Source organism: Dyadobacter diqingensis, from assembly GCF_024220585.1.
GTDB lineage: Bacteria > Bacteroidota > Bacteroidia > Cytophagales > Spirosomataceae > Dyadobacter > Dyadobacter diqingensis.
This window is the reverse complement of the sequence record NZ_JAMXKF010000018.1, coordinates 1-26,695: the sequence shown is the minus strand read 5'-3', so window position 1 is coordinate 26,695 and position 26,695 is coordinate 1. Positions and strand designations below refer to the sequence as shown.

The 26,695-nt window shown below is 43.2% G+C and carries 24 protein-coding genes; 1 reads left to right on the top strand and 23 read right to left on the bottom strand.

The features are described 5' to 3' along the window. Window positions 1-286 precede the first annotated feature (286 nt). Window positions 287-1,921, bottom strand: coding sequence for an L-glutamate gamma-semialdehyde dehydrogenase (gene pruA / locus M1L62_RS29000; RefSeq protein WP_254563143.1), 1,635 nt, complete (start codon window positions 1,919-1,921; stop codon window positions 287-289). Between the two features lie 301 nt (window positions 1,922-2,222). Between pruA and thrC the strand changes: the two genes are divergently transcribed. Next, the gene (gene thrC, locus M1L62_RS28995) at window positions 2,223-3,530 is read left to right on the top strand and encodes a threonine synthase (protein ID WP_254563142.1); all 1,308 of its coding nucleotides are present in this window, start codon (window positions 2,223-2,225) and stop codon (window positions 3,528-3,530) included. Window positions 3,531-3,661: 131 nt separating this feature from the next. Here the strand turns inward: thrC and M1L62_RS28990 are convergent, their stop codons facing one another. From M1L62_RS28990 to M1L62_RS28885, 22 genes are all read right to left on the bottom strand, one after another. Beyond that, entirely contained in the window at window positions 3,662-5,476 is a 1,815-nt protein-coding gene (locus M1L62_RS28990) for a tetratricopeptide repeat protein (protein WP_254563141.1), read from the bottom strand. 432 nt (window positions 5,477-5,908) lie between these two features. Next, window positions 5,909-7,525: an Ig-like domain-containing domain gene (locus M1L62_RS28985; protein ID WP_254563140.1), complete on the bottom strand. Its 1,617-nt coding sequence runs from the start codon at window positions 7,523-7,525 to the stop codon at window positions 5,909-5,911. A 72-nt stretch (window positions 7,526-7,597) separates the two neighbouring features. Then, entirely contained in the window at window positions 7,598-8,347 is a 750-nt protein-coding gene (locus tag M1L62_RS28980) for a class I SAM-dependent methyltransferase (RefSeq protein WP_254563139.1), read from the bottom strand. A 153-nt stretch (window positions 8,348-8,500) separates the two neighbouring features. Beyond that, window positions 8,501-10,363, bottom strand: coding sequence for a tRNA uridine-5-carboxymethylaminomethyl(34) synthesis enzyme MnmG (gene mnmG / locus M1L62_RS28975; protein ID WP_254563138.1), 1,863 nt, complete (start codon window positions 10,361-10,363; stop codon window positions 8,501-8,503). A gap of 77 nt (window positions 10,364-10,440) precedes the next feature. After that, the gene (gene ybeY / locus M1L62_RS28970; protein WP_254563137.1) at window positions 10,441-10,854 is read right to left on the bottom strand and encodes an rRNA maturation RNase YbeY; all 414 of its coding nucleotides are present in this window, start codon (window positions 10,852-10,854) and stop codon (window positions 10,441-10,443) included. A 209-nt stretch (window positions 10,855-11,063) separates the two neighbouring features. Next, a complete protein-coding gene (locus tag M1L62_RS28965; RefSeq protein ID WP_254563144.1) occupies window positions 11,064-14,387 on the bottom strand; it encodes a coiled-coil domain-containing protein in 3,324 nt (1,107 codons plus the stop codon). A 138-nt stretch (window positions 14,388-14,525) separates the two neighbouring features. Continuing rightward, on the bottom strand, window positions 14,526-15,269 hold the full coding sequence (locus M1L62_RS28960; RefSeq protein ID WP_254563136.1) for a hypothetical protein: 744 nt from the start codon (window positions 15,267-15,269) through the stop codon (window positions 14,526-14,528). Between the two features lie 81 nt (window positions 15,270-15,350). Further along, window positions 15,351-16,163 carry a tryptophan synthase subunit alpha gene (gene trpA / locus M1L62_RS28955; RefSeq protein WP_254563135.1) on the bottom strand — a complete coding sequence of 271 codons (813 nt, stop codon included), beginning with the start codon at window positions 16,161-16,163 and terminating at the stop codon, window positions 15,351-15,353. Continuing rightward, window positions 16,160-16,552 (bottom strand): Dabb family protein, encoded by a 393-nt coding sequence (locus M1L62_RS28950; RefSeq protein WP_254563134.1) that lies wholly within the window; start codon window positions 16,550-16,552, stop codon window positions 16,160-16,162. Before M1L62_RS28950 ends, trpA begins: the two co-directional genes overlap by 4 nt. Window positions 16,553-16,613: 61 nt before the next feature. Continuing rightward, entirely contained in the window at window positions 16,614-17,270 is a 657-nt protein-coding gene (locus M1L62_RS28945; protein WP_254563133.1) for a dual OB domain-containing protein, read from the bottom strand. A gap of 10 nt (window positions 17,271-17,280) precedes the next feature. Further along, window positions 17,281-17,721: a DUF488 domain-containing protein gene (locus M1L62_RS28940; RefSeq protein WP_254563132.1), complete on the bottom strand. Its 441-nt coding sequence runs from the start codon at window positions 17,719-17,721 to the stop codon at window positions 17,281-17,283. Continuing rightward, the gene (locus M1L62_RS28935; protein ID WP_254563131.1) at window positions 17,718-18,347 is read right to left on the bottom strand and encodes a DUF488 domain-containing protein; all 630 of its coding nucleotides are present in this window, start codon (window positions 18,345-18,347) and stop codon (window positions 17,718-17,720) included. Before M1L62_RS28935 ends, M1L62_RS28940 begins: the two co-directional genes overlap by 4 nt. Before the next feature lie 60 nt (window positions 18,348-18,407). Then, complete coding sequence (locus M1L62_RS28930; RefSeq protein ID WP_254563130.1) at window positions 18,408-18,608, bottom strand: hypothetical protein; 201 nt, start codon at window positions 18,606-18,608, stop codon at window positions 18,408-18,410. Between the two features lie 126 nt (window positions 18,609-18,734). Continuing rightward, window positions 18,735-19,934, bottom strand: a complete 1,200-nt coding sequence (trpB, locus tag M1L62_RS28925; protein WP_254563129.1) for a tryptophan synthase subunit beta — start codon at window positions 19,932-19,934, stop codon at window positions 18,735-18,737. Between the two features lie 4 nt (window positions 19,935-19,938). Beyond that, complete coding sequence (locus M1L62_RS28920) at window positions 19,939-20,589, bottom strand: phosphoribosylanthranilate isomerase (RefSeq protein ID WP_254563128.1); 651 nt, start codon at window positions 20,587-20,589, stop codon at window positions 19,939-19,941. Next, window positions 20,586-21,404 (bottom strand): indole-3-glycerol phosphate synthase TrpC, encoded by an 819-nt coding sequence (trpC, locus tag M1L62_RS28915; RefSeq protein WP_254563127.1) that lies wholly within the window; start codon window positions 21,402-21,404, stop codon window positions 20,586-20,588. The genes M1L62_RS28920 and trpC overlap by 4 nt, the downstream gene beginning before the upstream one ends. Continuing rightward, window positions 21,401-22,141 carry a carboxylesterase family protein gene (locus M1L62_RS28910; protein ID WP_254563126.1) on the bottom strand — a complete coding sequence of 247 codons (741 nt, stop codon included), beginning with the start codon at window positions 22,139-22,141 and terminating at the stop codon, window positions 21,401-21,403. The genes trpC and M1L62_RS28910 overlap by 4 nt, the downstream gene beginning before the upstream one ends. 3 nt (window positions 22,142-22,144) lie before the next feature. After that, on the bottom strand, window positions 22,145-22,735 hold the full coding sequence (locus M1L62_RS28905; protein WP_254563125.1) for a Uma2 family endonuclease: 591 nt from the start codon (window positions 22,733-22,735) through the stop codon (window positions 22,145-22,147). Further along, window positions 22,732-23,721, bottom strand: a complete 990-nt coding sequence (trpD, locus tag M1L62_RS28900) for an anthranilate phosphoribosyltransferase (RefSeq protein ID WP_254563124.1) — start codon at window positions 23,719-23,721, stop codon at window positions 22,732-22,734. Before trpD ends, M1L62_RS28905 begins: the two co-directional genes overlap by 4 nt. Before the next feature lie 57 nt (window positions 23,722-23,778). After that, on the bottom strand, window positions 23,779-24,345 hold the full coding sequence (locus M1L62_RS28895) for an anthranilate synthase component II (protein WP_254563123.1): 567 nt from the start codon (window positions 24,343-24,345) through the stop codon (window positions 23,779-23,781). 93 nt (window positions 24,346-24,438) lie between these two features. Beyond that, window positions 24,439-24,828, bottom strand: a complete 390-nt coding sequence (locus M1L62_RS28890; protein ID WP_254563122.1) for a tautomerase family protein — start codon at window positions 24,826-24,828, stop codon at window positions 24,439-24,441. A 20-nt stretch (window positions 24,829-24,848) separates the two neighbouring features. Continuing rightward, window positions 24,849-26,270, bottom strand: coding sequence for an anthranilate synthase component I family protein (locus M1L62_RS28885; RefSeq protein WP_254563121.1), 1,422 nt, complete (start codon window positions 26,268-26,270; stop codon window positions 24,849-24,851). Window positions 26,271-26,695: the final 425 nt, after the last annotated feature.

The following is a 26,695-nucleotide window of genomic DNA, read 5'->3' as shown; positions in this document are numbered from 1 at the left end:
CATCCTGAGCCAGGATCAAACTCTCCATTGTAAATTTTTGTTTGTGGTAATCCCGAAAGATCCCACGTTATCTTCTTAAACGAGTTTTTCTTACTCTTTTAGTTTATCTCATCATGTCAAAGAACAGTACCAATCCCGACTTTCTCTCTCTCTTTTCGTTTCCGCTGTCTGCGATTGGGATTGCAAAGGTAGAAAAAGTTTTTGTGGGTGCAAATCCTTAGCAAGAAATATTTTCATTTTTTTGAAAGTTCTTTAAGTATTAAAACTATTCAAAAAAATTATCCAATTATTCCTGCAAAAGGAAAGGGTATTTATAGTTTTCAGGCGAAACCAGTGTCTCTTTAATGACGCGTGGAGAAACCCAGCGAAGTAAATTTAATACTGATCCTGCCTTGTCATTCGTGCCGGAAGCACGCGCTCCGCCAAAAGGCTGCTGGCCCACTACCGCGCCTGTTGGTTTATCATTGATATAAAAATTACCCGCAGCGTTCACCAGATGCTCCGTTGCATATTGAATCGCATAACGATCCTGCGCGAAAACGGCACCCGTTAATGCGTAGGGAGAAGTAGAATCGACAATCGGGATAATTTCCTCGAACTTATCTGCATCATATACATAGACAGTAAGAACAGGTCCGAATATCTCGTCGCACATTGTCACATAATCCGGCTTTGCTGCTTTAATAATGGTTGGCTGGACAAAATATCCTTCACTCTTGTCAAACGTTCCCCCTGCAACAATTTCCGCGTCTGTCGGATTACTTTTTACACCTTCTATATAGGAAGCAATTTTATCAAAGGACTTTTCGTCGATAACGGCGTTTACAAAATTGGAAAAATCTTCAACGCCGCCCACTTTGATTTCAGCCAGATCGGCCAGCATATACCCTTTTACTTCTTCCCACAAGTTGGAAGGAATATAAGCACGGGAAGCCGCAGAACATTTTTGTCCCTGGTATTCGAACGCACCACGGATCAATCCCGTTGCCAAAGCTTTTGCATTTGCCGACTTATGCGCCAAAACAAAGTCTTTTCCGCCCGTTTCACCGACAATACGAGGGAAGGTCTTATAAGTTGCTATATTTTCGCCGATCTCCTTCCAGATCGTCTGAAATACCTTTGTACTTCCGGTAAAATGGATCCCGGCAAAATCAGCATGTTTGAAGACAATATCTCCCGCAACAGGACCATCCACCAAAATCATATTGATAACGCCGTCGGGAAGGCCAGCTTCCTTAAACACTTTCATAATCACATTTGCGGCGTATACCTGCGTAAATGCCGGCTTCCAGAGTACCACGTTACCCATCAGCGCAGGCGCCGCCGGAAGATTACCCGCAATCGCAGTAAAATTGAAAGGGGTGATGGCAAAAACGAATCCTTCCAAAGGACGATATTCCATACGATTCCAAACGCCATCCGAAGAAACCGGCTGCTGCTTATAGATATCGGTCAGGAAATTTACATTCAAACGCAGGAAATCGATAATCTCACAGGCTGAATCGATCTCCGCCTGGTATGCGTTCTTCGACTGCCCCAGCATGGTCGCAGCGTTCATTTCAGCACGGTAAGGCCCGGCAATCAAATCCGCTGCTTTAAGAAAAACAGCAGCACGTTGTTCCCAATGCATCGATGCCCACGCCTTTCTCGCCTCAAGTGAAACACCAATGGCCTTTTTTACATCCTCTGCGCTACCTTCATGCAGATATCCAAGTGTATGCTGATGATCGTGCGGCGGCGAAACGCGGTGTTTTTTTTGAGAAAAAATCTCTTCCCCACCAATATATTGCGGAATTTCAATCTGTTTTGATCTCGCTTCTTCAAGCGCTTTTTTCAATTCGCTTCTCTCGGGGCTTCCCGGAGCGTAATTCTTCACGGGCTCATTTCTTAAAGCCGGGACATTAAAAATACCTTGCGACATACTCTTTTATATAAATTTGAAAATAAATCAACCTGTACTTAAAAAAACAACGGTTTTTTAGGGAAGTTCCTCCCCCACTTAACTCCGATTTTACCGGAAGTGATTAATTAAAATAATCCGGTCACAAAATTACTCCGTAAGTACAGAACAGCAAAATCCCGAAAAATATGTTGTTAAAATAATACTTGTTCTGACAAGGCAAGTTATATACTTTTCTCAAATTACATCTGCAATTTGCCTCACACGCAGGTATTTTAGTTAAATTTGTGCGTTTAATGCGCGAACATATTTTATCTATATAATGATATTTTACAGTACCAAGACCAATTCCCTGAAAGCATCCCTGGAAGAAGCCGTATTCAGGAGCCTGCCGCCTGATAATGGGCTTTACATGCCTGAATACATTCCGAGAATTTCAGAAGATTTTTTAAATACAATTGAAAACAGGACTTTCAAGGAAATCGCTGTCGAGGTTACAGCGACGCTTTTGGGAGACGACATTCCACGCGAGGATATTGAAAAAATCATAGAAAGTGCCTATGACTTCGAAGCGCCTGTTTTAAAAATTACGCCAAAAGATTACGTTCTGGAGCTGTTCCACGGTCCTTCTATGGCGTTCAAAGATTTTGGTGCACGCTTCATGGCAGCTGTCATGTCTTACTTTCTGGTAAAATCGAAAAAAGAAATTCAGATCCTTGTCGCAACATCAGGAGACACGGGAGGTGCTGTTGCTCAGGGCTTTTATAAAGTTCCGGGCATTTCGGTTACCATCCTGTATCCAAGCGGAAAAGTAAGTGACATTCAGGAAAAACAGCTTACCACACTTGGACATAATGTAACCGCGCTCGAAATTGACGGAACATTTGATGACTGTCAAAAACTGGTCAAAGAAGCATTTCTTGACAGCGAGTTAACAGAAAAGTTCAATTTGGCTTCTGCAAACTCCATTAACATAGCCAGACTTATTCCCCAATCGTTTTACTTTTTCTCTGCCTATGCACAGCTAAAACACCTGGGAAAACCTCTTGTTTTTTCTGTTCCAAGCGGAAATTTCGGAAATCTAAGTGCAGGACTTCTCGCCTATCGCATGGGACTGCCGGTAGAACATTTTATCGCTTCGACCAATCTTAACAATTCCGTACCGAGATATCTGACAAATGGTGTCTTCGAACCTCATGCTTCTATCGAAACAATTTCCAACGCGATGGATGTCGGTAACCCGAGCAACTTTGTAAGATTGACCCGATTTTTTGGTGACGACTGGAATCTTGTCGTTGAAAAAATATCCGGATATTTTTTTAACGATGAACAAACGCAAAAATCGATGCGTGAAGTTTATGGAAATGCAAATTATGTTCTTTGCCCTCATACCGCCATCGCTTACCGGGGACTTCAGGAATACCGCCAAAATTCAGACGGAAATTTTACCGGCGTTTTTCTTTCCACGGCGCATCCGGCGAAATTTATTGATCTGGTAGAAGAAACTTTGGGAAAACCGGTCGAAATTCCGGAAAGACTTCAATTACTCCTTTCCATTGAAAAAACTTCAATAAAAATGAAACCGTCATTTTCAGACTTTAAGTCACTATTAATGAATCGATTGAAGTAATAATTTAGCGATTTTTAGCGCCTGAGATTTAAATGTATGATATCAATCAGGCAAAGGACCGCAAATTTTAAAACGTAAAAAGGAAAAGGGAAGTCAAAATTGACTTCCCTTTTCCTTTTTAATTTCCTACATCAATTTACAACATCACCTCTTAAAATCCGGAATCGCTTCCGGGACTCGGCGACAAAAATGCTGCCCGGATATTTTTCCATCAGCTCCTGATACAACTTCATCGCTTCATCCTTGTTGTTCAATTTTTCCTGATTCAGTCTTGCCATCTCAAACAAGGCATCGTCGCCAAGAATATCGATACTGAATTTTGAATATAATAATTTCAGAGAAGCCATCGCCTGCTGGTTGCTGTCGAGCTTGACATAAGTCTTTGCCATCAGCCACAAAATTTCGTCCGACAAACTATGCTCCTGGTACTTTTCATAAAGATGTTTCAGTGATTCAATCGCTTCGTACTTCTTATTTTGGAAAAGCAAAAGTTCAACATTTGAATATTCCTTCATCGCAGTTTCCGAACTGTCCAATCCCGTATTGTCCATAATGAGCAGGCTCAGCTCATTGGCGTCATTGGCAATTTCTCTGGAAGTGGCCTTCTTCAAAATGTCCAGCACCTCTTTGGCCAGCGCAAAATCTCCCTTAAAATAATGAAGCTTGGCATTACGCAATTTGGCTTCATAACCCAGTACATCATCCTTCTGTGATTTTTCAACCTGCGAGTAGAGTAGTGACGCTTCCCAGGGTTCTCCCTGCAACAGGTAAATATCGCCCAGATCCAGCTTACATTTATCAACGAACATCTTTTCCTGTTTCCCTGCTTCAATGGCCGTTTGCATGATCTCGATTGCCTTCTTAAAATCGTCGAGATAAAATGCATTCAGTGTCGCCATGTTGCGCAGCGCTTCAATGGTACGGAGGCTTACGCCCAGCTCATCCACAAGCTGCTGATATTGCCCCAGCAATTTCTGAACCTCGTCACGTTTTACCGGATAAGTATTTTTCACCTGCTCTTCCCGCGAAAAAATAGCCATACGACGTGCAACCGGATAGAGCTGCCCCTTTGGATATTCTTTCACCAGGTGATCAAATATGGCGCCTGCATTGACATAATCTTCATTCTGAAGCGCAAGCATGGCCAGGTTATAGAGCCTTGTCCCGTTATGTTTAAAGCGTTTATCAAGCGCCCTCTCCTGAATAAATGCCTTATAGAAATCTTTTTTCTGAACCTGATACCAGATCAGCAGCTCATTATAAAAGCCCTCATTCGGAAATTTTTGGATCTTGTCATACAATACCTTTTCCAGAAGTGCCTGCTCCTTTTCATCTTTCGTGAAATCCTGAAGCATGTTTTGAACGACTTCTATATTCTGATAGCGGGTACCATATGACAACAATTCATCGATCATTTTCTCCGGCTCATTCAAATCCCGGTAGACACTGGCGAGTTCAAGTTGAAAAAGATCATTCCTTTTGGAAACCTCCCGGCCATTCATCAGGGCATTTTTGGCCCATTCAGGTTGTCCTGCTGATCTGAATTCGTCGGCCATATCTCGCTTCAGATCAATTCTTAAGCCAGAAGCAGTCAACGCTTGTTCATTCTTTTTCTCGGCCTCCTGCGCCTTCCCTTGCGCATTCATCAGCACTCCCCAGTATATGTAGTACCATGCAGAATTGAAGGCATCGTTTTTAATCTGCTTTTTGAAAAACTGCTCAGCTTCATTCCAGCTTTTTGTTTTGGTGATGCAGTTCGTGTAATTTTTAAGATACCCTTTGTCAAAACCGGCCTTGAGAAGTGTCGTATAGTAAGTCAGTGCCTTGGAGCAATCATCCTTTTTATAATACTCCTCAGCCATTTCTTTTTCCGTCTGGGCCTGCGCCGCCGCCCCGGCCCCGGAAAGAATTATGTAGATCAATAACCTCTTAAAACCCTTTTTCATAATAGATAAAAAAAATTTCTTTTTTAGTTATTATCATTCTCTAGCACTGTGGATATGTCTATAAGTATGTTTTCCACTATAGATTAACACAGTTATCCACAAAATGTGGATAACTGTTAGGGTTTATCCACTGGAGTTTTTATTTTTGTCCATAATTAAGTTGTTGAGCCACAAGGTAAGAAATTATTTATATACATCGGACTGTTGGTAACTCCACTAAAGGCGCTCAAAAAGTTATACACATTCTCTACAGTGTATTAACGTAGTGTTAACTTCTATTTAGATGTGGATTGTCCACTTTAGATTCAGAACTTGAAATTTATCCACACGAAACAGGGGTTATCCACATAATTGTTAACAAAATTCTGGTATTTACCCACAGATTTTTCGACATATCCACATAGTTATCCACATAAAGTGCATAAGAAATTTTTACTCCTTGAGTGTGGACAAGTCAAAATTGGTGTCATTGATCTCAAAATTCGCTTTGATCAGGAGCTTCTCAGGGAAGTATATGATTTTCTCGGGCTGTTTATTCTCTACAGGCAAACCTGTGTCCCATCTTTTGTTATTATTGGTATCGAGAATGAGCCGTAGGAAATAATTTCCTTGAGGAATGTGCCTGAAGGTGTAAGGCGATGTGTAAATCGACTGAAGCGTTTTATATTCCTGGTCAACCAATTCAATAATGAAATGGGCCGCGCTGTCGGCATTATTCACCGCGCCTCTTAAAATTCCGTAATCATCTTCATTAAGAACAGGATGTTTAACAAGCATTTTTGCCAGCGTATCCCCTTCCACACTGATGAAACTTCCCTTGGGAAACTCCCATTTTATACTGTCTTTGGCGGCCGATTTTCCGCTTATTTTGATCTGATTGTGAAACTTGTTCCAGCTCCATTTAAAGTTGTTCAAGGGCTCTTTAGTGAGACTGTCGGTCACCAGCTGGATCTTTTTATCATCAATAAAGCTTACAGGTTTGCTTAACTGAAGCTCATATTCAAAGATCCTGGCCAGCGGTTTGTTTTGCTGTGGAAGCGTCGTCATAGTAAATGGATCCCGTTGCCGCTCCTTTCCTCGTTGCTGTTGAAACGTGATTTTAATGGTATCCTGAGCAGTGATTCCGAGCGAATCTGTTACGGACATTCGTATGTAAGTGGTGTCCGGATGGGGCTGTACATTGAAGAATTTTAGCTGAAGATTGTTTTCTACGACGTAGGGAATCGTGTCCTTATTCATGAAATGGACATCCACTTTTTCTACTCCCTTGTTAAAAACCACAGTGTAATTATTGACTTTTGGGAGTGTTCGCTGCACCCGGAAAGGGGTATTATCCGAGAGAAAAAGACTCAGATCATAGTTCAAAGAGTCGGATCCTGCGTTAACCGGTTTGCTCAAAAAGCCTATTCTTTCATCCTTGGTATTGTATAAGAGGTTGCGATTTTTGTCGTCAATCGCGAATAGTTTATAGTCTTTTACCTGGGCGTTTTCTATTGTGAAACGGCCGCTGCTGTCGGTTCTTGAGAAATAAAATGGCTTTTGTTTGACGATATTCAGTGTGTCGCTGATGTTATAGAGGCCGACCAAAGCATCGAAAATTGGCTTGTTAGAACGCAGATCTTTTATAGTTCCATAGATGCGTCCGGAGTCTAAGGAGCTGCCGGTGCTGAATACCAACTTAAGGTTTTTGGCCGGATTTTTCTCTGCGTAATCCTTTATGGCGTCACCAAAATTGAGGGTATAGGTGGTGCTGTCCTGGAATTTTTTCTTGAAATTCAGCTCGACTGAAGTGCCTTTTTGCTTGAAGCTATAGGGGTTGTCAGCCTCGGGTGTGATGATAAGTTTTTGGGTGATATTGTCGATTATAACGTACTCGTCAAAGAACAGGGATATCTTGTTATCCTTGAAATTCAGCGTACGGTTTGGGGGATTGCTTTCGATCAAATTTGGGGGGATGATATCCTTTTTTCCACCAGTTGGTGCCACCACCTGGGCACATTTGGTGAGCAGGAAAATGCAAGCGACGAGCAGAAAATACTTCTTAAACATAGCGTAAATAATTAAACAAAAGCCCTCAATACGGCATACTGTATTGAGGGCTTTCAGCGGTTTAACGGATCATTAAATTTTTGAAATGACGTAGATCAGACTGGACGTATTTAAGCCTTCTGACGCGCTCGAATTGCCCTTGATATTGGACATCAGACCCGTCTTGATGCTGTCGAACAGGTCGACTTTTTTCGCCTTGTATTTCGTACTTAGCATGCTGACATAAAAGGAATCGAACCACATCGGATGGATCTTTTCCACCCTCATATCGTGCTTTTTCATCAGCAGAGCCATCGAATCTTTCGTGAAATGATAAAGGTGCCGTGGCACATCATATGCAGCCCAGAAGCGGCTATATCGCGCAGCATCGGGCGACTGAGGATTGGGTACGGCGATGATAATCTTTCCGCCTGGATTAAGGTGCTCAGCCAGCCATTCCACGGTTTCATTAAGCAGATGAACGTGTTCCAGCACGTGCCACATGGTAATAATGTCATACTTCTGCGTGGTCAGTTCGCTGGCATTGATGCTTTCAAATACGTTTTCCCCTACTCTTTTCCCGGCAATTTTCCGGGCTCCTTCGTCGGGTTCTGTACCGGTTGTGACCCAGCCAGCCTCTTTAACAGCCTGTAAGAAGTTACCTGTTCCGCAGCCGATATCAAGCAAGGATCCCTTGCCGGCATGGAGACCTGTGATCAGTTTTATCTTCTGTCCGATCGTATAGTTGCGCACAGAGGTGTAAATTCTGCTCATGATATCTTTGGCCTCGTCATGGTGGGAAATGTATTCCTGGGACTGATAATACGCCCCTATTTCCGCCATGGGAGGTCTCGGATTTGTGAACAGAAAGTAGCACGCATTGCACTGCTGAATCGTGAATTCTTTCTTTGAAACGGTATAATCTTCAACGTTCAGATAATTACTGAAGCTGGTACCTTGACAAACTGGGCAATGAGTTAAAGTTTCTAAAGACATTTATCTTCCAATGAATAGCATGAGCACAGAGATATCTGAAGGACTGACGCCGCTGATCCGCGATGCCTGGCCGATGGTTGAAGGCTTGGTTCTCTTAAGTTTTTCCCGGCCTTCGAAAGACAGTGAGGTAACAACATCATAGTTGAAATTATCGACGATACTGAGGTCCTCAAGACGGTTCATTTTTTCAACCAGCAGTTTTTCCTTTTCAATATAACTGTCGTATTTGACATGGATTTCTGCTTGCTTAATGGTGTCCTCGCCATACTTCTCCAGAAGTGCGTGAATGACGGGACTAAACCCTGTAATTTCGTTTATAGAAACCTGAGGTCTCTTAAGAAGCTGGGTCACTGAAGTCTTTTCACGAATCGGCGCGGAGCCAAGTTCCGCGAGTTTCGGATTGATTTCTTCAGGCTGTAATTTATGACTGGTCAGCTCTGAAATAATCTCTTCAACCTGCTGGACTTTTTGGCGGACGTTGTCGAGACGTGTCTTATCAGCCAAGCCGATTTCAAATCCCTTTTCAGTTAACCGGATATCCGCGTTGTCCTGACGGAGCAGCGTTCTGTATTCGGCGCGGGAAGTGAACATACGATAAGGTTCTTCGGTCCCCTTGTTGATCAGGTCGTCGATGAGCACACCGATATAAGCCTCGGATCTTTTAAGTACGAATGGGGCAAGGTTGTGAACATTCTGGTGCGCGTTGATCCCAGCCATCAGTCCCTGGCAAGCTGCCTCTTCATATCCGGTTGTTCCGTTGATTTGTCCTGCGAAAAACAGATTTTTAATCCGGTGTGTTTCGAGGGTTGACTTCAATTGCGTCGGTGGGAAATAGTCGTACTCGATCGCATAACCGGGACGGAACATTTTCACATTTTCAAACCCCGGGATTTTTCTCAAGGCAGCATACTGAACGTCTTCCGGAAGAGAAGTCGAGAAACCATTTACGTAAACCTCTACAGTGTCCCACCCTTCCGGCTCTACGAAAATCTGGTGGCGATCTTTGTCGGCGAATCGATTGATCTTGTCTTCCACTGAAGGACAGTACCTTGGGCCAAGTCCTTTGATCCTTCCTGAGAACATCGGAGATTTTTCAAATCCGGTCCTGAGAATTTCGTGTACTTCGTTATTCGTGTAGGTTATCCAGCAGCTTCTCTGTTTGCTGAGTTTTGTTGTATTGGTGTAGGAGAACTTCGCCGGGTTTTCATCACCTGGTTGTTCTTCCATTTTCGAGTAATCTAAGGAACGGCCATCGACTCTTGGCGGTGTTCCGGTTTTCATACGGCCGGCTTCGAAACCCAAACTCTTAAGCTGTTCGGTTATTCCGGTCGCGGCTTTCTCTCCAGTTCTTCCTCCGCCAAAATTTTTCTCACCAATGTGGATGAGTCCGTTTAGAAAGGTTCCGTTGGTGAGTACTACAGATTTCGACTTGATCTCAATGCCAAGACTTGTCCTGACCCCGGTGACCTGTTCGCCGTCGAGCAAAATTTCTTTGACGGTGTCCTGCCAGAAATCTACGTTCGGGTTATTCTCAAGAATGCTCCGCCATTCATTGGCGAACATCATCCGGTCACTTTGACAGCGTGGGCTCCACATGGCCGGACCCTTGGATAGGTTAAGCATCCGGAACTGGATCATGGTCTTGTCGCTCACAATTCCTGATTGTCCTCCGAGCGCATCAATCTCTCTCACAATTTGACCTTTGGCAACACCACCCATGGCCGGGTTGCACGACATCTGTGCTATGGTGTGCATATTCATTGTAATGAGTAAAACGGAGGAGCCCATCGTCGCAGCTGCGGCAGCTGCTTCGCAACCGGCATGACCGGCCCCTACTACGATTACGTCATATTCTTGAAACATAGAATTTTAAGTTTTACTAATTTTTGTGTGAAACAGGATTTTTGAAAAATTCAAAAGTGTTCCACGTGGAAATATTTTTAAAAAAACAGAAGACATTCATCTTCTTTCGCCCGCATTTGTGTCTTCAGTTCGTCACTGGTATCGGTGTAATCCATTAAGTGTAAGAGGCCATGGATCAAAACCCGGCGCATTTCAGTCTCAAAATCAGCTCCGAATTCCTCCGCATTTTCTTTTACACGGTCCACGCTCACATAAATATCACCCTCAATTTTCCCTTCTTCTTCACTATTGTCGAAGGTAATTATGTCCGTATAATAGTCGTGATCCAGGTACTGTTTATTGATCTCCAGAAGATATTCATCTGAACAAAAAATATAATTCAAATCACCCAAATCGTAACCCTCTGATTTAGAGATTGTTTTAATCCATTTTGATGTTTTTAATGGAAAGGGAAGTTTGAAATCAATCTCTTCCGAGAAGAATTTTAGCATACTATTTATTCAGAATACACTGTATTTTAATGAGTTATATCAAAAAATCCGTCCGGTTTAATCCTAAACCGAAAAGAAAATTTGGTATAAAGGTAGTAAGTATCTAATTACGATTTAATTAAGCGTCGATTTCGTCTGTGATTTAACCTATTTTAAGAAAACGAAACAATTCTTAAAACAGGCTAAATCAGAACAAAATGTATTAGTAATCAGTTCTTTGACTGGTATCTCCGGAAGTAAGTGTCCACTTCCCGCTTGTAGAATGGTGAAAATGTTGGTGGTATGGTCCGTAGCAGTTCAGTTTGTTTTTCTTTCTCCTGAATGTATTTTTCGAATGCTGCCGGCGGTTGACGCGGCAGTTGCTTAGCCGTTTGCGCTTTGCGTTCCTCGTCCTCATCCTGCTCCTTCATAGCCTCTTCTGCTGATAATAATCGCGTTGTTATCTCTTGGTTACGTTTCTTGAGTTCAGGGGTGATACGTTTATTCACAAGATCGGTTTCACTTTCATCCATTTTATCCATGATGTCCTGAAGCTCCTGTCCCATGGCTTTTCCGGCTTCTGTGCCTTTCTGTGCTTCCATCAGTTCCTGGATCATCTTGCGGATCATCGCCTGCTCAGCAGCCATTTTTACCAGCTGCTCGGAAGAATTTCCCTGTCCTTCCTTGCCTGACCCCAATTGTTTGATTTTTCCGTTCAGCTTTTCCTGCATCTGACCCATGCCCTGTTGCTGACCTTTTTGTTTTCCTTTTTTACCCTTACCCTCCCCTGGCATCGCCATGGCCATTTGCTGCTGCATCTGTTTGAAAACGTCGCTGAGCATGAGCGCCAGGTTATTCATCGAGGTCATCGAGAACTGCTGTTTCGATGTGGCTACACTGATATTACGGTCTTTAATGCTCTTGACACTTTCGTCCATATACTGCTTCATGTCATTCAACTCTCTGGTTATAAACGACTGAATCTGTACCACCCGATTCGCCAAAGCATACAGGCTGTCCTCAACCACCTTCGCGTCATCCTTCAATTTAAGCTGTTGCTGCCCAAGTTTTACAAAACGCGGATCCTGCAAATTAACACCTCTGAAATCTTTCATCAGTTTCTCCTGATCAAAAGATAACGTGATCAGATTTTCAAGAATATCGCGTAATGCATCCATGTCCTCTTCCATTTGCTCCATCTCGGCAGCTTCCATGGCTTCGGACATTGACTGAGACATTTCGCGCATCGATTTCGCGGCCTTTTTCTGTGCCTGTGAAGCTTTGGAATTCTGTTGCTTACTCAGTTGCTCCTTGCTTTCTTTCATTTGCTCAGAGGCGTTTTTTTGCTCCTCTTGCTTGGTGTCTACCGGCTGTTCAAGCTCCTTGCTTAATTCCTCAATTTCTTTGGCATTTTCTTTTGCTTTGTCAAATTCTTCCTGGATTTTCTCCTGCTCACTTTTCAGATCTTCATTTTTACCCTTTTTATCATCAGAATTTTTATTCTTATCGTTTTCCTGCGTTTTATCGGCCAGTTGCTCTTCTTTATCAGCGAGCTTATCAAGCTTATCGACCAGATTTTCCATTTTCTGTTCCATCTGCATCTGCTTGAAGAGTTTCATCGTCCGTTCCAGCTCCTTTTCAAGATTATGCTCCTTGTTTTTAAGTTTGTCGAGCGTGTTGGATAAGCGCTCACTTTTTTTCTGATCCAGTAATTTCTGGAGTTCTTTGTAAAGTTTGTCCGTCTCTTTGTCTGTCAGCTCGGCCATAAGTTTCTGGAGCTGGTTCAGCTTTTGCTGTAATTCCGGACTTTGCTCGCTAAACTGCTTCGACTTTTCATTCATGCTCTGATTCTTCTCCTGAAGCGCCTGCAGTTCTTTGATCAGTTCCTCCCGTTTTTTAAGCACTTCTTCGATCTGCTTTTTCTCCTTAAAATCAAGATCCTTGTTACTTTTCAGACGATCGTCCAACGCGTTCAGGTCTTTTTCCAGACTCTGAGCCTTTTTCATAGCAGACTCAATCTGGTTTTCCGTATTCTGTTCAGATTTCTTGATCTCTGCCTCCAGCTGATCTTTTGATGGCACTGTGAATTGAATAGATCTTGAACGGGCACTTTTTGCGCCGTTTACGCCATCGTTATCCCATACCTGCGCATAATATTCGATCTTGTCGCCTGGAGCGAGTTTAAGACTGTCGACATACCACTGGAAGTAAAAACTTTGTGTATTAACGGTTTTGTTAAAGGGAATCGGAATGGATTTCGGAGCCGATTCTTTCTTTTCATTTTCACGCTGAATGGAATAAAAAAGCTTCAATTGGGAGAACCCGTAGTCATCGCTGATAGAACCGCCCAGAACCAGATAGTTATATAATGTTGTGTCCTGGAAGTTTTCCAGCGACATCACCGGAAACTTGTCCGGGGTCACGTTAATATAATAACCGATCTTGTCTGAATTGGCAGCCTCATCATTTTTCAGCTGGATCTGGTATTGTGACGAACGGCGAACGGAACGTTTGGTAACCTGAAAACCTTCGTCATCATTTTCCGTGGCCTTGTACAAAAGCGAATCTCCTTCGAAGCGGATACCCAGTGATTTCGTGGAAGAAGTATTAAAATTCCATTCGATAGTCGTGCCTTCCGGAACCGACAAATTCCCTACGTTATTTAACCCCTCAGACGGTTTGTGCAGATAGGCCGGATAGTGCAGGTTCACGTCAAATGAGAGCAGCGAGGGCCGCTCAATCACATTAAGTTTGTATTCATCAGAAAAGAAACCGGCAGCTTCAAATGAAAAGGCAGCCTCCCGCTGGATATTTTTAAAGATGTATGAATAATGCTGATTTCCTTCGGGTGTCAGTTTAAACCGGGTTCCGTTCTGTATCAGGTAAACGTCCTTGGGCAAGGCCTCACCTTTCAGGGTCAGTTTTAACGTAAAATCTTCGTTCCGGAATGCTTTCAGGCTTTTATTTTCGAGCTGAAATGAAAACGGCGCATAGGTATAATTCTTTCTGAAATGAATGATCCTGTCTGAACTGGAAGTAAAAAAGGAAGGATTGAAAAGCAAAATTACCGCAATGGCGGTTAACGGGTAAATTGCGTATTTAAGCCATTTTTTGTTTTCATTAAAACGTATGGCATCCGAGAATTTGACAATCAGCAACTGCCCTGATTTTTGCCGTATACTGGCCTCAATAAGGTCCGACTGCGTGCCGGAAAGATTTCGGAGCTGTAAAGTATTTAACAACTTATCACCCACTTCCGGAAAATACTGCCCGATCTGTAACGCCGCATCCTCATCAGAAAGAGGCCTTTTAAGGCCGAGTAAATGAATAAGTGGCTGAACTACCCACTGAAAGAACGAAAATAGCAGAATGGCCAAAAAACCGAAGAACAACGTGCCGCGCACGGCAGAACTGAAACGGCCGAAATATTCCAGTGTGTTGAATAACAGATACACACTCAGAAGCAATGCTGCCGAAAAGATGATTCCTTTCAAAAGTTTATTCTGGTAATACTTTTGCCGGTATTCCTGAATACGAAGGAGTAATCCTTCCATTACTGGTGTAAAAGCCGCCATAGGGTCAGGGATTGTATGGATTACTATGGTAACGATTTAACAAAGTAAAAAGTACGATTTCCTCCGCTGACCATAGAGCCGACTAATATAATCTTTTTTATGCTATTTTGAAAGATTTCAGAGGGAAAGCAGTATTCCCGCACTGGCATAATTGACCCAGTTGAAATTGTAGATTTTGTCATTATCGGCTCCGCCCTCCAAAACCCGGTAACCAAGCTTTACCGCTAGCGACGAATTGATCTGATAACTTGCTCCGGCAAAAACATCCTCGGCCCGCCCCACTTTTGCAGCCAGTGCGTCGCCCTCAACAATGAATCCCCAGCGGTAATTCGGCTTGTAACGGGCATAAAAATTGATGATCGGAACGAATCCCACATTATCATAATGGGTGTCATGAAACTCGCTTTTGAACCGGATATCGGCATCACGGATCTTCGCCGTGAGTCCGGCGCCAACCTGCCATCGGCCCTGCTGAATGAAGTTGTACCGGTAGGTAAGACGGTATGAATTAAATTTATAAAAAACGTCAAGCGGAATGTTTGCCGAAAAATCCTGATTATTGAAATTTACGTTCTGTGTAAAATTCCCCTGATATTTCAGCGTAAGCGGAGCGTAGAGCAGCGAAATATGGTGTCTTTCACCGATGGTATACCCTATTCTGATACGGTAAAAAGCCTTCGACTTGTAATTCAGCTGATCGGATAAATTAACGAGTGTCCCGCCATTATTTGGAATCCTGACTTTGTTATAACTTGTGGATGGGATGATGCCCCCCTCAGCATCGATGCTGAACTGCGCTTTTGAAGTGGTACAGAGGCCGGTAAAGACTACCAGTACCAGAATGCTGTAAGCGATTTTCATAGGTCATAAACAAAAAAACAAACAACCCGCTTGTCGGATTGTTTGCTAAAAAATTGATGCCAGATGTTTTTTGGAAATTGCCTAAGCGTTTACAACCGCAGAAGCAGGATTTTTTATTTCCTGAACAAAATGGCGGATATCATTCTCGAGATCTTTACTTTCTTCCAAAACCCGGATAAATGCGCTTCCGATGATAGCTCCATTGGCGTAGTTGCAGGCTTTTACGTAAGTCGCGTTATCCTTGATCCCAAAACCGATCAGACGCGGATTACGTAAATTCATAGCATTGATACGGTTGAAATAAGACTCCATGTCGGTGCTTACCCCACTTTTTGACCCCGTAACACTGGCCGAGGAAACCGTATAAATAAATCCTTCGCTGGCCTGATCGATCTGACGGATGCGGGCTTCCGAGGTTTGCGGCGTCACAAGGAAAATGTTCAGAATACCATATGCATCGAAAATGGATTTGTATTCATTCAGATAAACATCCATGGGCATATCAGGTAAAATAAGTCCGTCAACCCCCACTTCCGCGCATTTTTTGCAGAAATTTTCAATACCAAACTGCATCACCGGGTTAATATATCCCATGAGCAAAACAGGAATTGTAAGCGTTTCACGAATACCCTGCAATTGTTCAAAAAGTAGTTTTACGGACATGCCATTTTCCAAAGCCTTTTCATTGCTTTTCTGAATGGTCTCTCCGTCAGCCACAGGATCTGAATAGGGCATCCCGATTTCAACAAGGTCTGCGCCGCCTTCCTGTAATGCTGTAAGTATTTTTTTTGTATCATTCAGAGCAGGAAATCCGGCCGTAAAATATACGTTCAGCAGTCCCTGACCTGGCTGATCTGTTGGATTTGTATCAAAAAGATTTACTATTCTGTTCATTCCTGTGTCCAGTAATCAAGCACTAAAACTTTGTCTAAATGTGGTTCCAAAACTTTCACGAACGCCTTATGTTCCGGATGAGGAAGGTAAGCGGCACGGCCTTCTTCGCTATCAAAGGAAACGAAAAACAAGTGGGTGAAACCTTGACTAAGACCTTCTGGGCTGTTGTTTGTTCCCCATTCAAAACCCTTAACCTCTTTAACTTTGGAAGGAAGTTTGCGGAAAGCATCTTCAACTTCTTTTACTTGCGCCGGTGTGGCTGAATCTTTAAATTTAAATAATACGGCGTGACGTAGCATTTTTTTAGCGGCAGGTTTTTTATCCGAATTAGCGTAAGCGATTGTTCCAAAAAGCAGAAAACCGGCCAAAAATAAAGAAATGTATTTCATTTTGAATAGGTTTATTTAGGTTTGATTTAAAAGTTGGGCAATTTATAATTAATAATCCGAATTAGGATGAGCCGGAAATAATTCCGGCGACAAGCTTATAATACCAGTCATTGAAGTTTATACCTATCGAAATACATAAATAAAGATTTTTTATTCCGGTTAAAACGTCGGCGTTATTCGTATACAACTGTATAAAAACAGGGTCTGTTATCGGGAAATCATAATTTGTTTCATTGTACAGAAAATGTAAACGAAGATGCTTTTTGTCCGGGTTATCCGGGTAAGTTTTCTCGGTTATGCCAAACTGGCTGACATTCAGCAACAAGAGTGAATGATCCAGATGCATGATTTCCTGCGTGGAGAGCGCCTTTGCCCAATTCCCGAAAATATAGTAGTGATTATCGCATAAATCGTGCAGCCGGCGACGGTCAAACCGCCCGATGACTTTTAAATCTTCGTCCTTAAAGAAAACATTTTCCGACTGGTAAGATGGTTTGGCTGGGAAGCCGGTCAATTCTATTTCAACGATGTCCAGTAATTTTATATGCGTCACCCAATGCGTGTAAATTTTGCCGTGCTGGGTTTTACATATCGGGCGTATCCATTTCGGGCCATTTATTCCAATGATCGCATCATTGTTATTGTTTAGCTCGATGCCTGCCAGGCACCTTCCCCCTTCTTTGATAGAATTGGCTAAACAGACAAAACGAATTGTCATTTAACCGCAATCAGGTCAAATGGATGATCCGGATGTCGTTTCTTACATGGCGCAAATATTCAGCCAACAGCCTCCGGTGACAACGATCGGGTTGGTGTTCGCTGCATAACAGGCAGTTTTCGTGGAGCTTTTCAATATCCGTTTTCTGCGCGATTTTGCGGATATCCAGCAGGTTCAGGTATTCCGTTTCATATTCCTCCCAGGTCAGTTTGTGGGCTCTGTACCGCGACAAAAGCTCTTTGGTTGGCGCAAAGTCGAGGTTATGTTCGTAGGAAATGTTGCCGATTGTTCTGGCAAAGTATGGAAGGTCGGTCCCTTTCGCGAAACCGGCCAATTGGGAAACATTGTTTATTCTGGTGTCTACGATTTGTTTGATGCCAGAACTCTTTAAAAGATTAAAGAATGTTTCCGCTGGTTTTTCGGTAAAACCAATGGTGTACAGCTTAATCATATTTTTTCTTCTGAATCGTGTGTGTATGGAGAAAATGCGATCTCCTGATTTTTTAAACGGTATGCCACGGTGATTTGATCCTGGATGGAGACATCAGGATCAAATACAGTCGGAACCGGTAATTTTTTGTGGAATTTCTTTAATAACGCCTTTTCAAGCTGCGCATTCGTCAATAGGGTGTTATCCTTGAGAATATGCCGTACGTCGAATCCGAGTTGCTGAAGCGCAACCGATACCATCGAAAAACGGTGGCAGTCAAGCGGTTCGGCTTCGGAGCACATCAGCGCAATGATGAAACCTTTTTCAAAACCCTGAATAACCCTTGTGACACCGCTTTTAAAATCATCCGAATTGCGGACTTTTTCAAAATCTACTTTTGCGTTTTCGTCCAAAAGCGCGGGATCCGTATGTCTGGCGCCAAATTCCCTGGCAAAATGCAGATAAGTAATCCCGTTTTTTTTCAGAAAAGCAGACAACGGCTCCTTGTTAAATTGAGGGTTATAGGCACTGGCCGCAACACTTCTTACATCAATAAGGCAGGTGATTCCGTGTTTTTTTAACAATTCGAGGAAATAATCCGGCGGATGGGTGGAGTGCCCAACCGTAAATAGTGTGTGTGTGTTCATCGTACAATCATTGGTAGTGGTTACAATACGATCATGATTGCGTTGAGTAAAAGCGGATTCTTATGCGGAACAGTTTAGGCATTCGCCTTCATCACTGAATTTCAGGCGGTCGAATTCGCCCAGCTGCTCTTTCAATTCAAGAATTTCGTCTTCAATTTCACATCTTTCAAACAAAGACAATTCTCCTGAATTTACTTTCTTTTCAAGCTCCTGTACTTTCAGGCGCATTTCAAATACTTCCGGTAATGCCAGTGTAGCCATCGTAAATAATGTTTAAGTCAGATATTAATACGAAAAGAATATTAAAAGTAACAATAGGCGGCTATCAGCCAAAGACTGCATGCTCCGTTAAAAAGCCAACATCCGAAAACCGATAGCCGCCTGTTATTATTGAATGTATTTCATATAAGTCGCCATGTCCTTATCTCCCCTTCCGGAAAGATTGATCACCACAGTTTCATTGGCTGTCGCACCCAGACGACCTAAAACCGCCAATGCATGCGACGATTCAAGTGCTGGAATGATTCCTTCCATACGGGTAAGCTCAAAGGCCGCTGTTACGGCTTCTTCGTCCGTAGCGGATAAAAACGTGCCTCTTCCGCTATCGTACAAATATGCGTGCTGAGGACCTATTCCCGGATAATCCAAACCAGCCGAAATAGAATAAGGTTCCACCACCTGGCCATCTTCGGTTTGCATCAGTATCGTACGGCTTCCGTGTAACACGCCTGGTGTTCCCAGGGCAGTTGTGGCTGCCGAATGACCGGAAGTAATACCTTGCCCGGCCGCTTCAACGGCTACGAGTTTGGTTTCCAGATCATCCAGATAATGGTAAAATGCGCCGGCGGCATTACTGCCCCCGCCCACACAGGCTACTACATAATCAGGATTTTCCTTGCCGGTCTGCTCTTTCAGCTGCCATTTTATTTCTTCAGAAATGATAGACTGGAAGCGCGCAACCATATCCGGATAAGGATGTGGCCCCACTACGGAGCCGATGATATAATGCGTATCAACCGGATTGTTGATCCAGTGACGCATGGCCTCATTCGTGGCATCTTTCAGCGTTTTCGACCCGCAGGTGGCAGCTCTTACTTCTGCGCCCAGCATTTTCATACGGGCCACATTGGGTGCCTGGCGTTCGATATCCAGCTCGCCCATGTACACAATACACTCGATATTCATCAAAGCGCAAACGGTAGCAGTAGCCACACCATGCTGTCCGGCACCGGTTTCTGCGACAACGCGTTTTTTGCCAAGTTTTTGGGCCAGTAAAATCTGCCCGATGGTATTGTTGACCTTATGGGCCCCGGTATGGCAAAGATCTTCTCTTTTCAGAAATATATTGGTCCCGTACTTTTCAGAAAGCCTGTTGGCGCGGTAGAGCGGCGTAGGGCGACCGACATAGTTTTTAAGCAAGTCGTCATACTCCTTCTTGAAGGAAGGTTCTGAAATAATCTGAAGGTAATTTTCACGCAATTCCTCGACATTAGGATAAAGCATTTCTGGTATAAATGCGCCTCCGAATGTTCCGTAATATCCCTGGCTGCTGGCCTGGTAAGAATTCTTTTCTTGTACTGCTTCCATAAGTTTATGCTTCTGCCTGCTCTCCTTTTTTTACTCTGACCTTATCGAAAAGCGTCGTCAGTTTTGAAATGTCTTTAACGCCTGGTTCGGTTTCAAACATGCTGTTGACGTCTATTCCGTAAATAGGCATGGTTTTCGACAGGGCGATTACTTCATCTATATTGTCCAGCCCGACACCTCCGCTGAGGAAAAAAGGCTTTTCGTTATCGTATTTTTTCAAAAGACTCCAGTCAAAAGCCTTTCCGTTCCCTCCTGGGTTGTCTCCTTTTGTATCAAACAAAAACATATCGCAGAACGACTTGTAATTGTTCAGCATGGCAAAGTTAAACTGGTCGTGCATAGAGAACGCCTTGATGATATTTACACCTTTCTGACGAATACTGCGACACATATCCGGCAACTCATTACCATGCAGCTGAGCATATTGAAGGTCATATTTTTTAACAGTATCCAGGATATACCCCGGACTTGCATTAACAAAAACGCCAACTTTTTTGATGGTGTTCGGTATACTTTTGACAAACTCCGGATCCAGTTCGCTGCCGACGAAACGGGGAGATTTCTCCGAAAATATAAATCCGATAAAATTTGGCTGCAATTCTATCAACGCTTCGATGTTGCCTTGCTGGCGCATTCCGCAAACTTTAACTTTCATATAACGTGAGGGTTTCTGTTAGCTAATTGTGACAAATTATTTTGCAGAGCCACCAGCGCTGCTCCCGGGTTTGTTGTTTTCATGAATGTTTCTCCTATCAAAAATCCTTTGTATCCATAAGAAAATAATTCGATGATCGTTTCAGCGTCGCTTAATCCGCTTTCGGATATTTTCACAAAAGAATCCGGAATTTGAGCGCTAAGCTCGATGGATGTCTGAATGGAAGTCTCAAATGTTTTAAGGTTCCGGTTATTGACACCAACGATATCAACTGTATCACACAAACTCTGTGCCAATTCTTCTGCATTATGAACTTCCAGCAGCACTTCCAGTCCAAGATCTCTGGCTTTTTCGCTAAGTGTCTTTACCTCAGATGGTTCAAGGCAAGCCGCTATCAAAAGAATTATATCTGCACCGATTGATTTAGCTTCAAAAAGCTGGTATTCATCCACGATGAAATCTTTCCTTAGCATCGGAATCTGTGGATTGGCATTTCTGGCTCTCAAAAAGTCATCAAAAGAACCACCGAAAAAATCGATATCGGTTAAAACAGAAAGTGCCGCCGCGCCTGCTGCTACATAATCCGCTGTAACAACCTCCGGGGTAACATCCCCGTTAATTACCCCCTTGGAAGGAGATTTTCTTTTGAATTCCGAAATAATACGAGGCGAAGAAGTGCTTCTTAAAACATCAGTCAGGGAAGTTGAGGTACGTGAAAACAATTCCTCTTTTTCCAGGTCTGCAATGCTTTTAATCTGTTTAGCTAATGCAACTTCGACTCTTTTACGCGCAACAATTTTTTCTAATATATTCATTTAGCTTCCCTTTTATGCTTTAACATCCACTCGTAGATGTTGTATGTATCGTTTTTCTCGTAGAGCCACTGGATCCCGTGTCCGTCATTTTCCAGTACCGTAAAGGTTGTATTTCCTTTACAATCCCGCAGCTTATTTACCTTTTCTTCGGTTTCTGCGATTGGCACAATCTCGTCCAGTTTCCCATGAAACGTCCAGGTTGGTATATGACGGATATTGCAAATATTTGTAACATCGCTGTTCCATGCACACAAAGGCACCAATGCGGCAAATTTATCCGGATATTTTTTGGCAATTTCGAAAGTTCCGCCGCCTCCCATGCTTATGCCCGTGAGATATACCCTGTCAGGATCGATCCGGTATTTGGTATTTAAATCAACAAATAAAGAGTCAAACCAGTTTTCCGACGACCAGTCGGTAACACCATCAGGGCACTGGGGTGAGGCTATTATGAATTCAAAATCTTTCCCTTTTTCAACCAGCTGAGGTAATCCGTAGGTTTTAAGCTTGTTTAAATCATGGCCGCGCTGTGATCCGCCATGCAGGTAAATAACCAGCGGATAGCTCTTTTTTGCGGCATTATATTCTTTTGGGAGATACAACAGATAGTTATATTTTTTCTTTTCCGTGCGCGTATTTTCGGATGGATCAGAGCCGATGTTTTTCGCACTTGTCTTTGAAAAAAAGCAAGCAATAACAAGTGCAAAAAAACAAATCAGTCCAAAACGTCTTATCATCTCTTAATCTTTGAAAATATCAGCAACGTTTAGTTTAAAATCAGGGAAAATATGACTTGCGATAACATCCTCCAAAGCGAAAGGATGCAACCCGATATATTTTCCTTCTGTATTCAACACGTAAATAAAAATAACATCATTGGCAGGATCGGCAAGCCAGTATTCCTTGACCCCGTTTGCTTCATAAACCTCAAATTTGTTCTTCATTTCAATTTGAGAATTTCCCGGAGAAAGAATTTCGATAATCCAATCTGGTGCACCTATACAACCTTTTTCGTCCAGTTTGGTGTCATCACAGACCACACAGATGTCCGGCTGGACTACTGTATAAATTTTACTGGTATTGTCGCTTCTTCTAGGCGTTAATCGAACGTCAAATGGTGCATGATAAACCTGGCATACTTTATCATCCAGAAAGTTGAATAATGCGGCGTGAAAACGACCGGAAATCCGCTGATGCCGGCGGGCCGGGGCCGGTGACATCTTAAATATTTTTCCCTTGATCAACTCCACGCGCTCTTCGAACTGCCATTTTAGATAATCGGCATAGCTGTATGTCGCATTTAAATCGAGTTGATCCAGGTTTGTTATCATGCTGCTGTCAGTTTTTTGAAACTCTGCAGGGCCTTTTTGCTTTCAAGGGATTCACGGGCAGTTTCAACGGCATCAAGTAATGATAATTTTGGATTGGCACAGTGAAGCGCCAATGCTGAATTAGCCAGTACAGCCTGTTTTTGGGCTGAGGTAGCTTCATCATTTAATACATTCATAAAAATTTTGGCAGAAGCTTCAACGGTTTCTCCGCCGGAAAGTTCGGAGGCGCGCAACGTGTCCAACCCGAGGAGGGAAGGAGTCAGAACTTGCTCTGTATGAGCTGTTATGATTTTGAATGCACCTGTTAATGACACTTCATCGTAACCGTCTAGGGCGTGAACAACCAGAAACTGTTTATCAGTCTGTTGGTAAAGATAAGCAAAAAGTCGGGCTAATTCAAGACTAAAAACACCAACAAGCTGCTTTCCCGGCGAGGCCGGATTTACCATAGGTCCGAGCATGTTGAAGAATGTTTTTATACCCAGTTCCCTGCGAACAGGCGCCACGTTTTTCATAGCCGGGTGAAAAAGCGGCGCGTGCAGGAAACAAACCCCTGCTTCGTCGATCTGACGTTCCAGAATCGATTTATCATTGGTGAATTTAGCACCAAGAAATTCTAAAACCGTAGAAGAGCCACACAACGACGAGACACCGTGATTACCATGTTTGGCGACGCGCTGACCGGCGCCGGCAACGACAAAACAGGATAATGTCGAGATATTGAAGGTATCCTTGCCATCACCGCCCGTACCGCAGACGTCGATTGGATCATAGGCAGAAAGATCTACTTTCAGGCACATTTCCAGCATGGCGTCGCGGAAACCTTCCAGTTCTTCAACGGTGATACTGCGCATGGCGTAAACCGTCAGAAAAGAGGCTATTTCGGAATTGGAATATTGACCGGAGCTGATACCGATCAGAATTTCTTTGGCTTGTTCTTTACTTAATACTTTGTATTCAAATAAATGTCCGAGAATGTTTTTCATGGTGCTAAAAATCCATAGGTGGCGTTTGCCTTGTTATTTAGAGAAAGATTAAAGGGATTACAGGTTTAACCAGTTTTGCAGCATTGCTTTTCCATGATCAGTCAATACGGACTCCGGATGGAATTGAACGCCTTTAACGTCGTAGGTCTTATGCGAAAGCGCCATGACCCTTCCCGCTTCATCCAACGCTGTGATCGTCAGGTGATCGGTAAAAGTTTCAGGCACAACGGTCCAGGAGTGGTATCTTCCGACCTGAATTTCGGACGGAAGGCCCTGAAAAATACGATCGGTTGGATCCGTTACAATGGCTTTGTCGCTTATTCCGTGCAGTACGTCCGTCATATTTTCCAGACTGGCGCCATAAACTTCGCCGATAGCCTGATGGCCAAGGCAAATTCCTAAAATGCTTTTCGTAGGGCCATATTGACGAATCAGATCCTGCATAATACCAGCTTCCGATGGAATACCGGGCCCGGGTGAAAGAAGGATTTTATCATATTGATCAACTTCTTCCAGCGTAATTTTATCGTTCCTGAAAATGTCTACATGGCCGTGAAGCTCGCGGAGTATGTAAACCAGGTTATAGGTAAAAGAATCGTAGTTATCTAAAACAAGTATTTTCATGTTCTTATAGCGATCGGCTTCCGGCGGTCGGCTTTGGCCGTATTCTGGTTAGTGTAATAGGTTATGTAAAAAGTACTCCGTATCTGATTTTGGTTAAACGGCAACGTTGTAATCGAGCATCAGCTCATCGCCAGGTTTGCCCCGGATACCCCAGTTGTGCAGAGGTGTTTCGGTCAGTGTTATTTCAATGTCGTTGGGAAAGATGCCTAATTCGCGCTCAAAACGATCGAAAATGAATTGATACAATGTTTTCTTGGCAGCTACGGAACGTCCTTCAAACAGTGAAATTTCGATGATCGTGTACTGGCTGCTTCTTCCTTCCGGATAGAAAAAGTCTTCGTGATCCAGGTAGAAAAAACGTTGCGCACGTTTGTTTTCGGGATATTGGAAAGCATCGACGACACAACCATGCAAGGTGTCAGAAACCTGTGTACGGATCGGCATCAAATGTTCTTTCAAGCCATAAATTTTTATCTGTCCCATAGCCCTGTTGATATTGTCCGTCAGATTTCTTCAGCTACATCAATTGCTTTACGTAACGCAGCCAGCTTGCTATTAATTTCCTGTAACTCGCTTTCTACATTTGACTTGGCTACAACGCCCATTCCGGCACGGTAAAACAGTGTATTATCCTTGCTTAAAAAAGTACGGATGGCGATAGCATGGTTGAAATCGCCGTTGAAATCCATAAAGCCGATGGCTCCGCCGTAAATGCTGCGGTTGCTGGTTTCCATCTGATCGATCAGTTTCATCGCGTTGTGTTTCGGAGCTCCTGAAAGTGTACCGGCAGGGAAGGTGTCGGCAACGAGCTGTAACGGATTCACGCCGTCGTTCATCTTCCCGACCACTTTTGATACCAGGTGAATAACGTGAGAGTAATACTGGACCTCTTTGTAATTCGTAACTTTTACGGCGTCGCAGCTGCGGCTCAGGTCATTTCGTGCCAGATCGACGAGCATTACGTGCTCAGCGGTCTCTTTCGGGTCGTTAAGGAGTTGTTGTGCCGCTTCTGCATCCGCCTGATCGTCTCCGGTCCTGCGGAAAGTACCTGCGATCGGATGGATTTCTGCCTGGCCATTTTTAATAAATATCTGTTTTTCGGGTGAAGAACCGAATATTTTATAATTGCCGTAGTCGAAGTAAAAAAGATAGGGAGAAGGGTTGATAGAACGGAGTGCGCGGTACACATTGAATTCGTCTCCCTGAAAATCTCTGCTGAAACGACGGGAAGGCACGATCTGGAATACATCTCCACGCAGACAGTGATCAATTCCCTTCTGAATAACGCCTCTCATTTCGTCATCAGTAACATTTGAGCTTTCGTCAGACGTTATTTTAAAGTCGTACTGCGGGAAATTCCTGTTTTTAATGAGCGCCTCAATCTGATCCAGTCCGCTTTCTTCGCTAGTCTCCCCGTATTGATGTTCAAAAATGTATAATTCGTTCTTGAAATGGTTAATGGCGATCACGTAGCGGTAAACTTGGTAAAAAATCTGGTCGATTTCAGTTTCAGCGTTTGTCGGCTGGATGTCTATATCTTCAAAATACGTTACCGCATCGTAGGTCATGTGGCCAAACAGCCCGTTTGTTATAAAGGGAAACCCGCTTTTCTCCGAAACGAAGCTCTGCGCATAGCCATATAGGGCCTGTACGGCGTCTTTACGTTTGGCGAGGGTAAATGTCTCATTCGTGCCGTCAGGGTATTTCTGCGTAACGATATCGTTATTTAGTTTAAACGAAGAAACAGGATCGCAGCAAATGTATGTAAATGAGTTTTCGTTGCCATGATAGTCCGAACTTTCGAGCAGTATTGTATTGACAAAACGGTCGCGAAGTTTCAGATAAATAGAAACCGGGGTTAATGTATCGGCCAGCAGCTTTTTGTGCCGGGTGGTGATAGCGTAAGTTTTGGTTAAAGAGGACATATTTTTCATTTGAATAGAGATATAACAAAAAAGCGGCTAGCTGTCAGATGAACAGCTAGCCGCTTGGAAAGTATATAATAGATCTTATACTACACAATAGAGCTTACTCGTCCATCTTATTAAGACGTGCGCGCCACCACCATGTAATATTTGAAGTAATTGTCATGTTTTTAACTCCGACAGATTTAGTCTATACAAATATATTAAAAAGGAGTTGAGTCTTGCAATAGTTACATAAAATAAACTTTCTTACGTATCAAAATTTCTATGTTGGAAGGCCATTGGAGCGGAGATGAATATCCCCCAAACAAAAAAATCCCATCTTCTATAAAGATGGGATTAGTATAATAGTATTGTGGCGGCTACCTACTTTACCAGGTTTGACCCAAGTATCATCGGCGGTTCCGGGCTTAACTTCTCTGTTC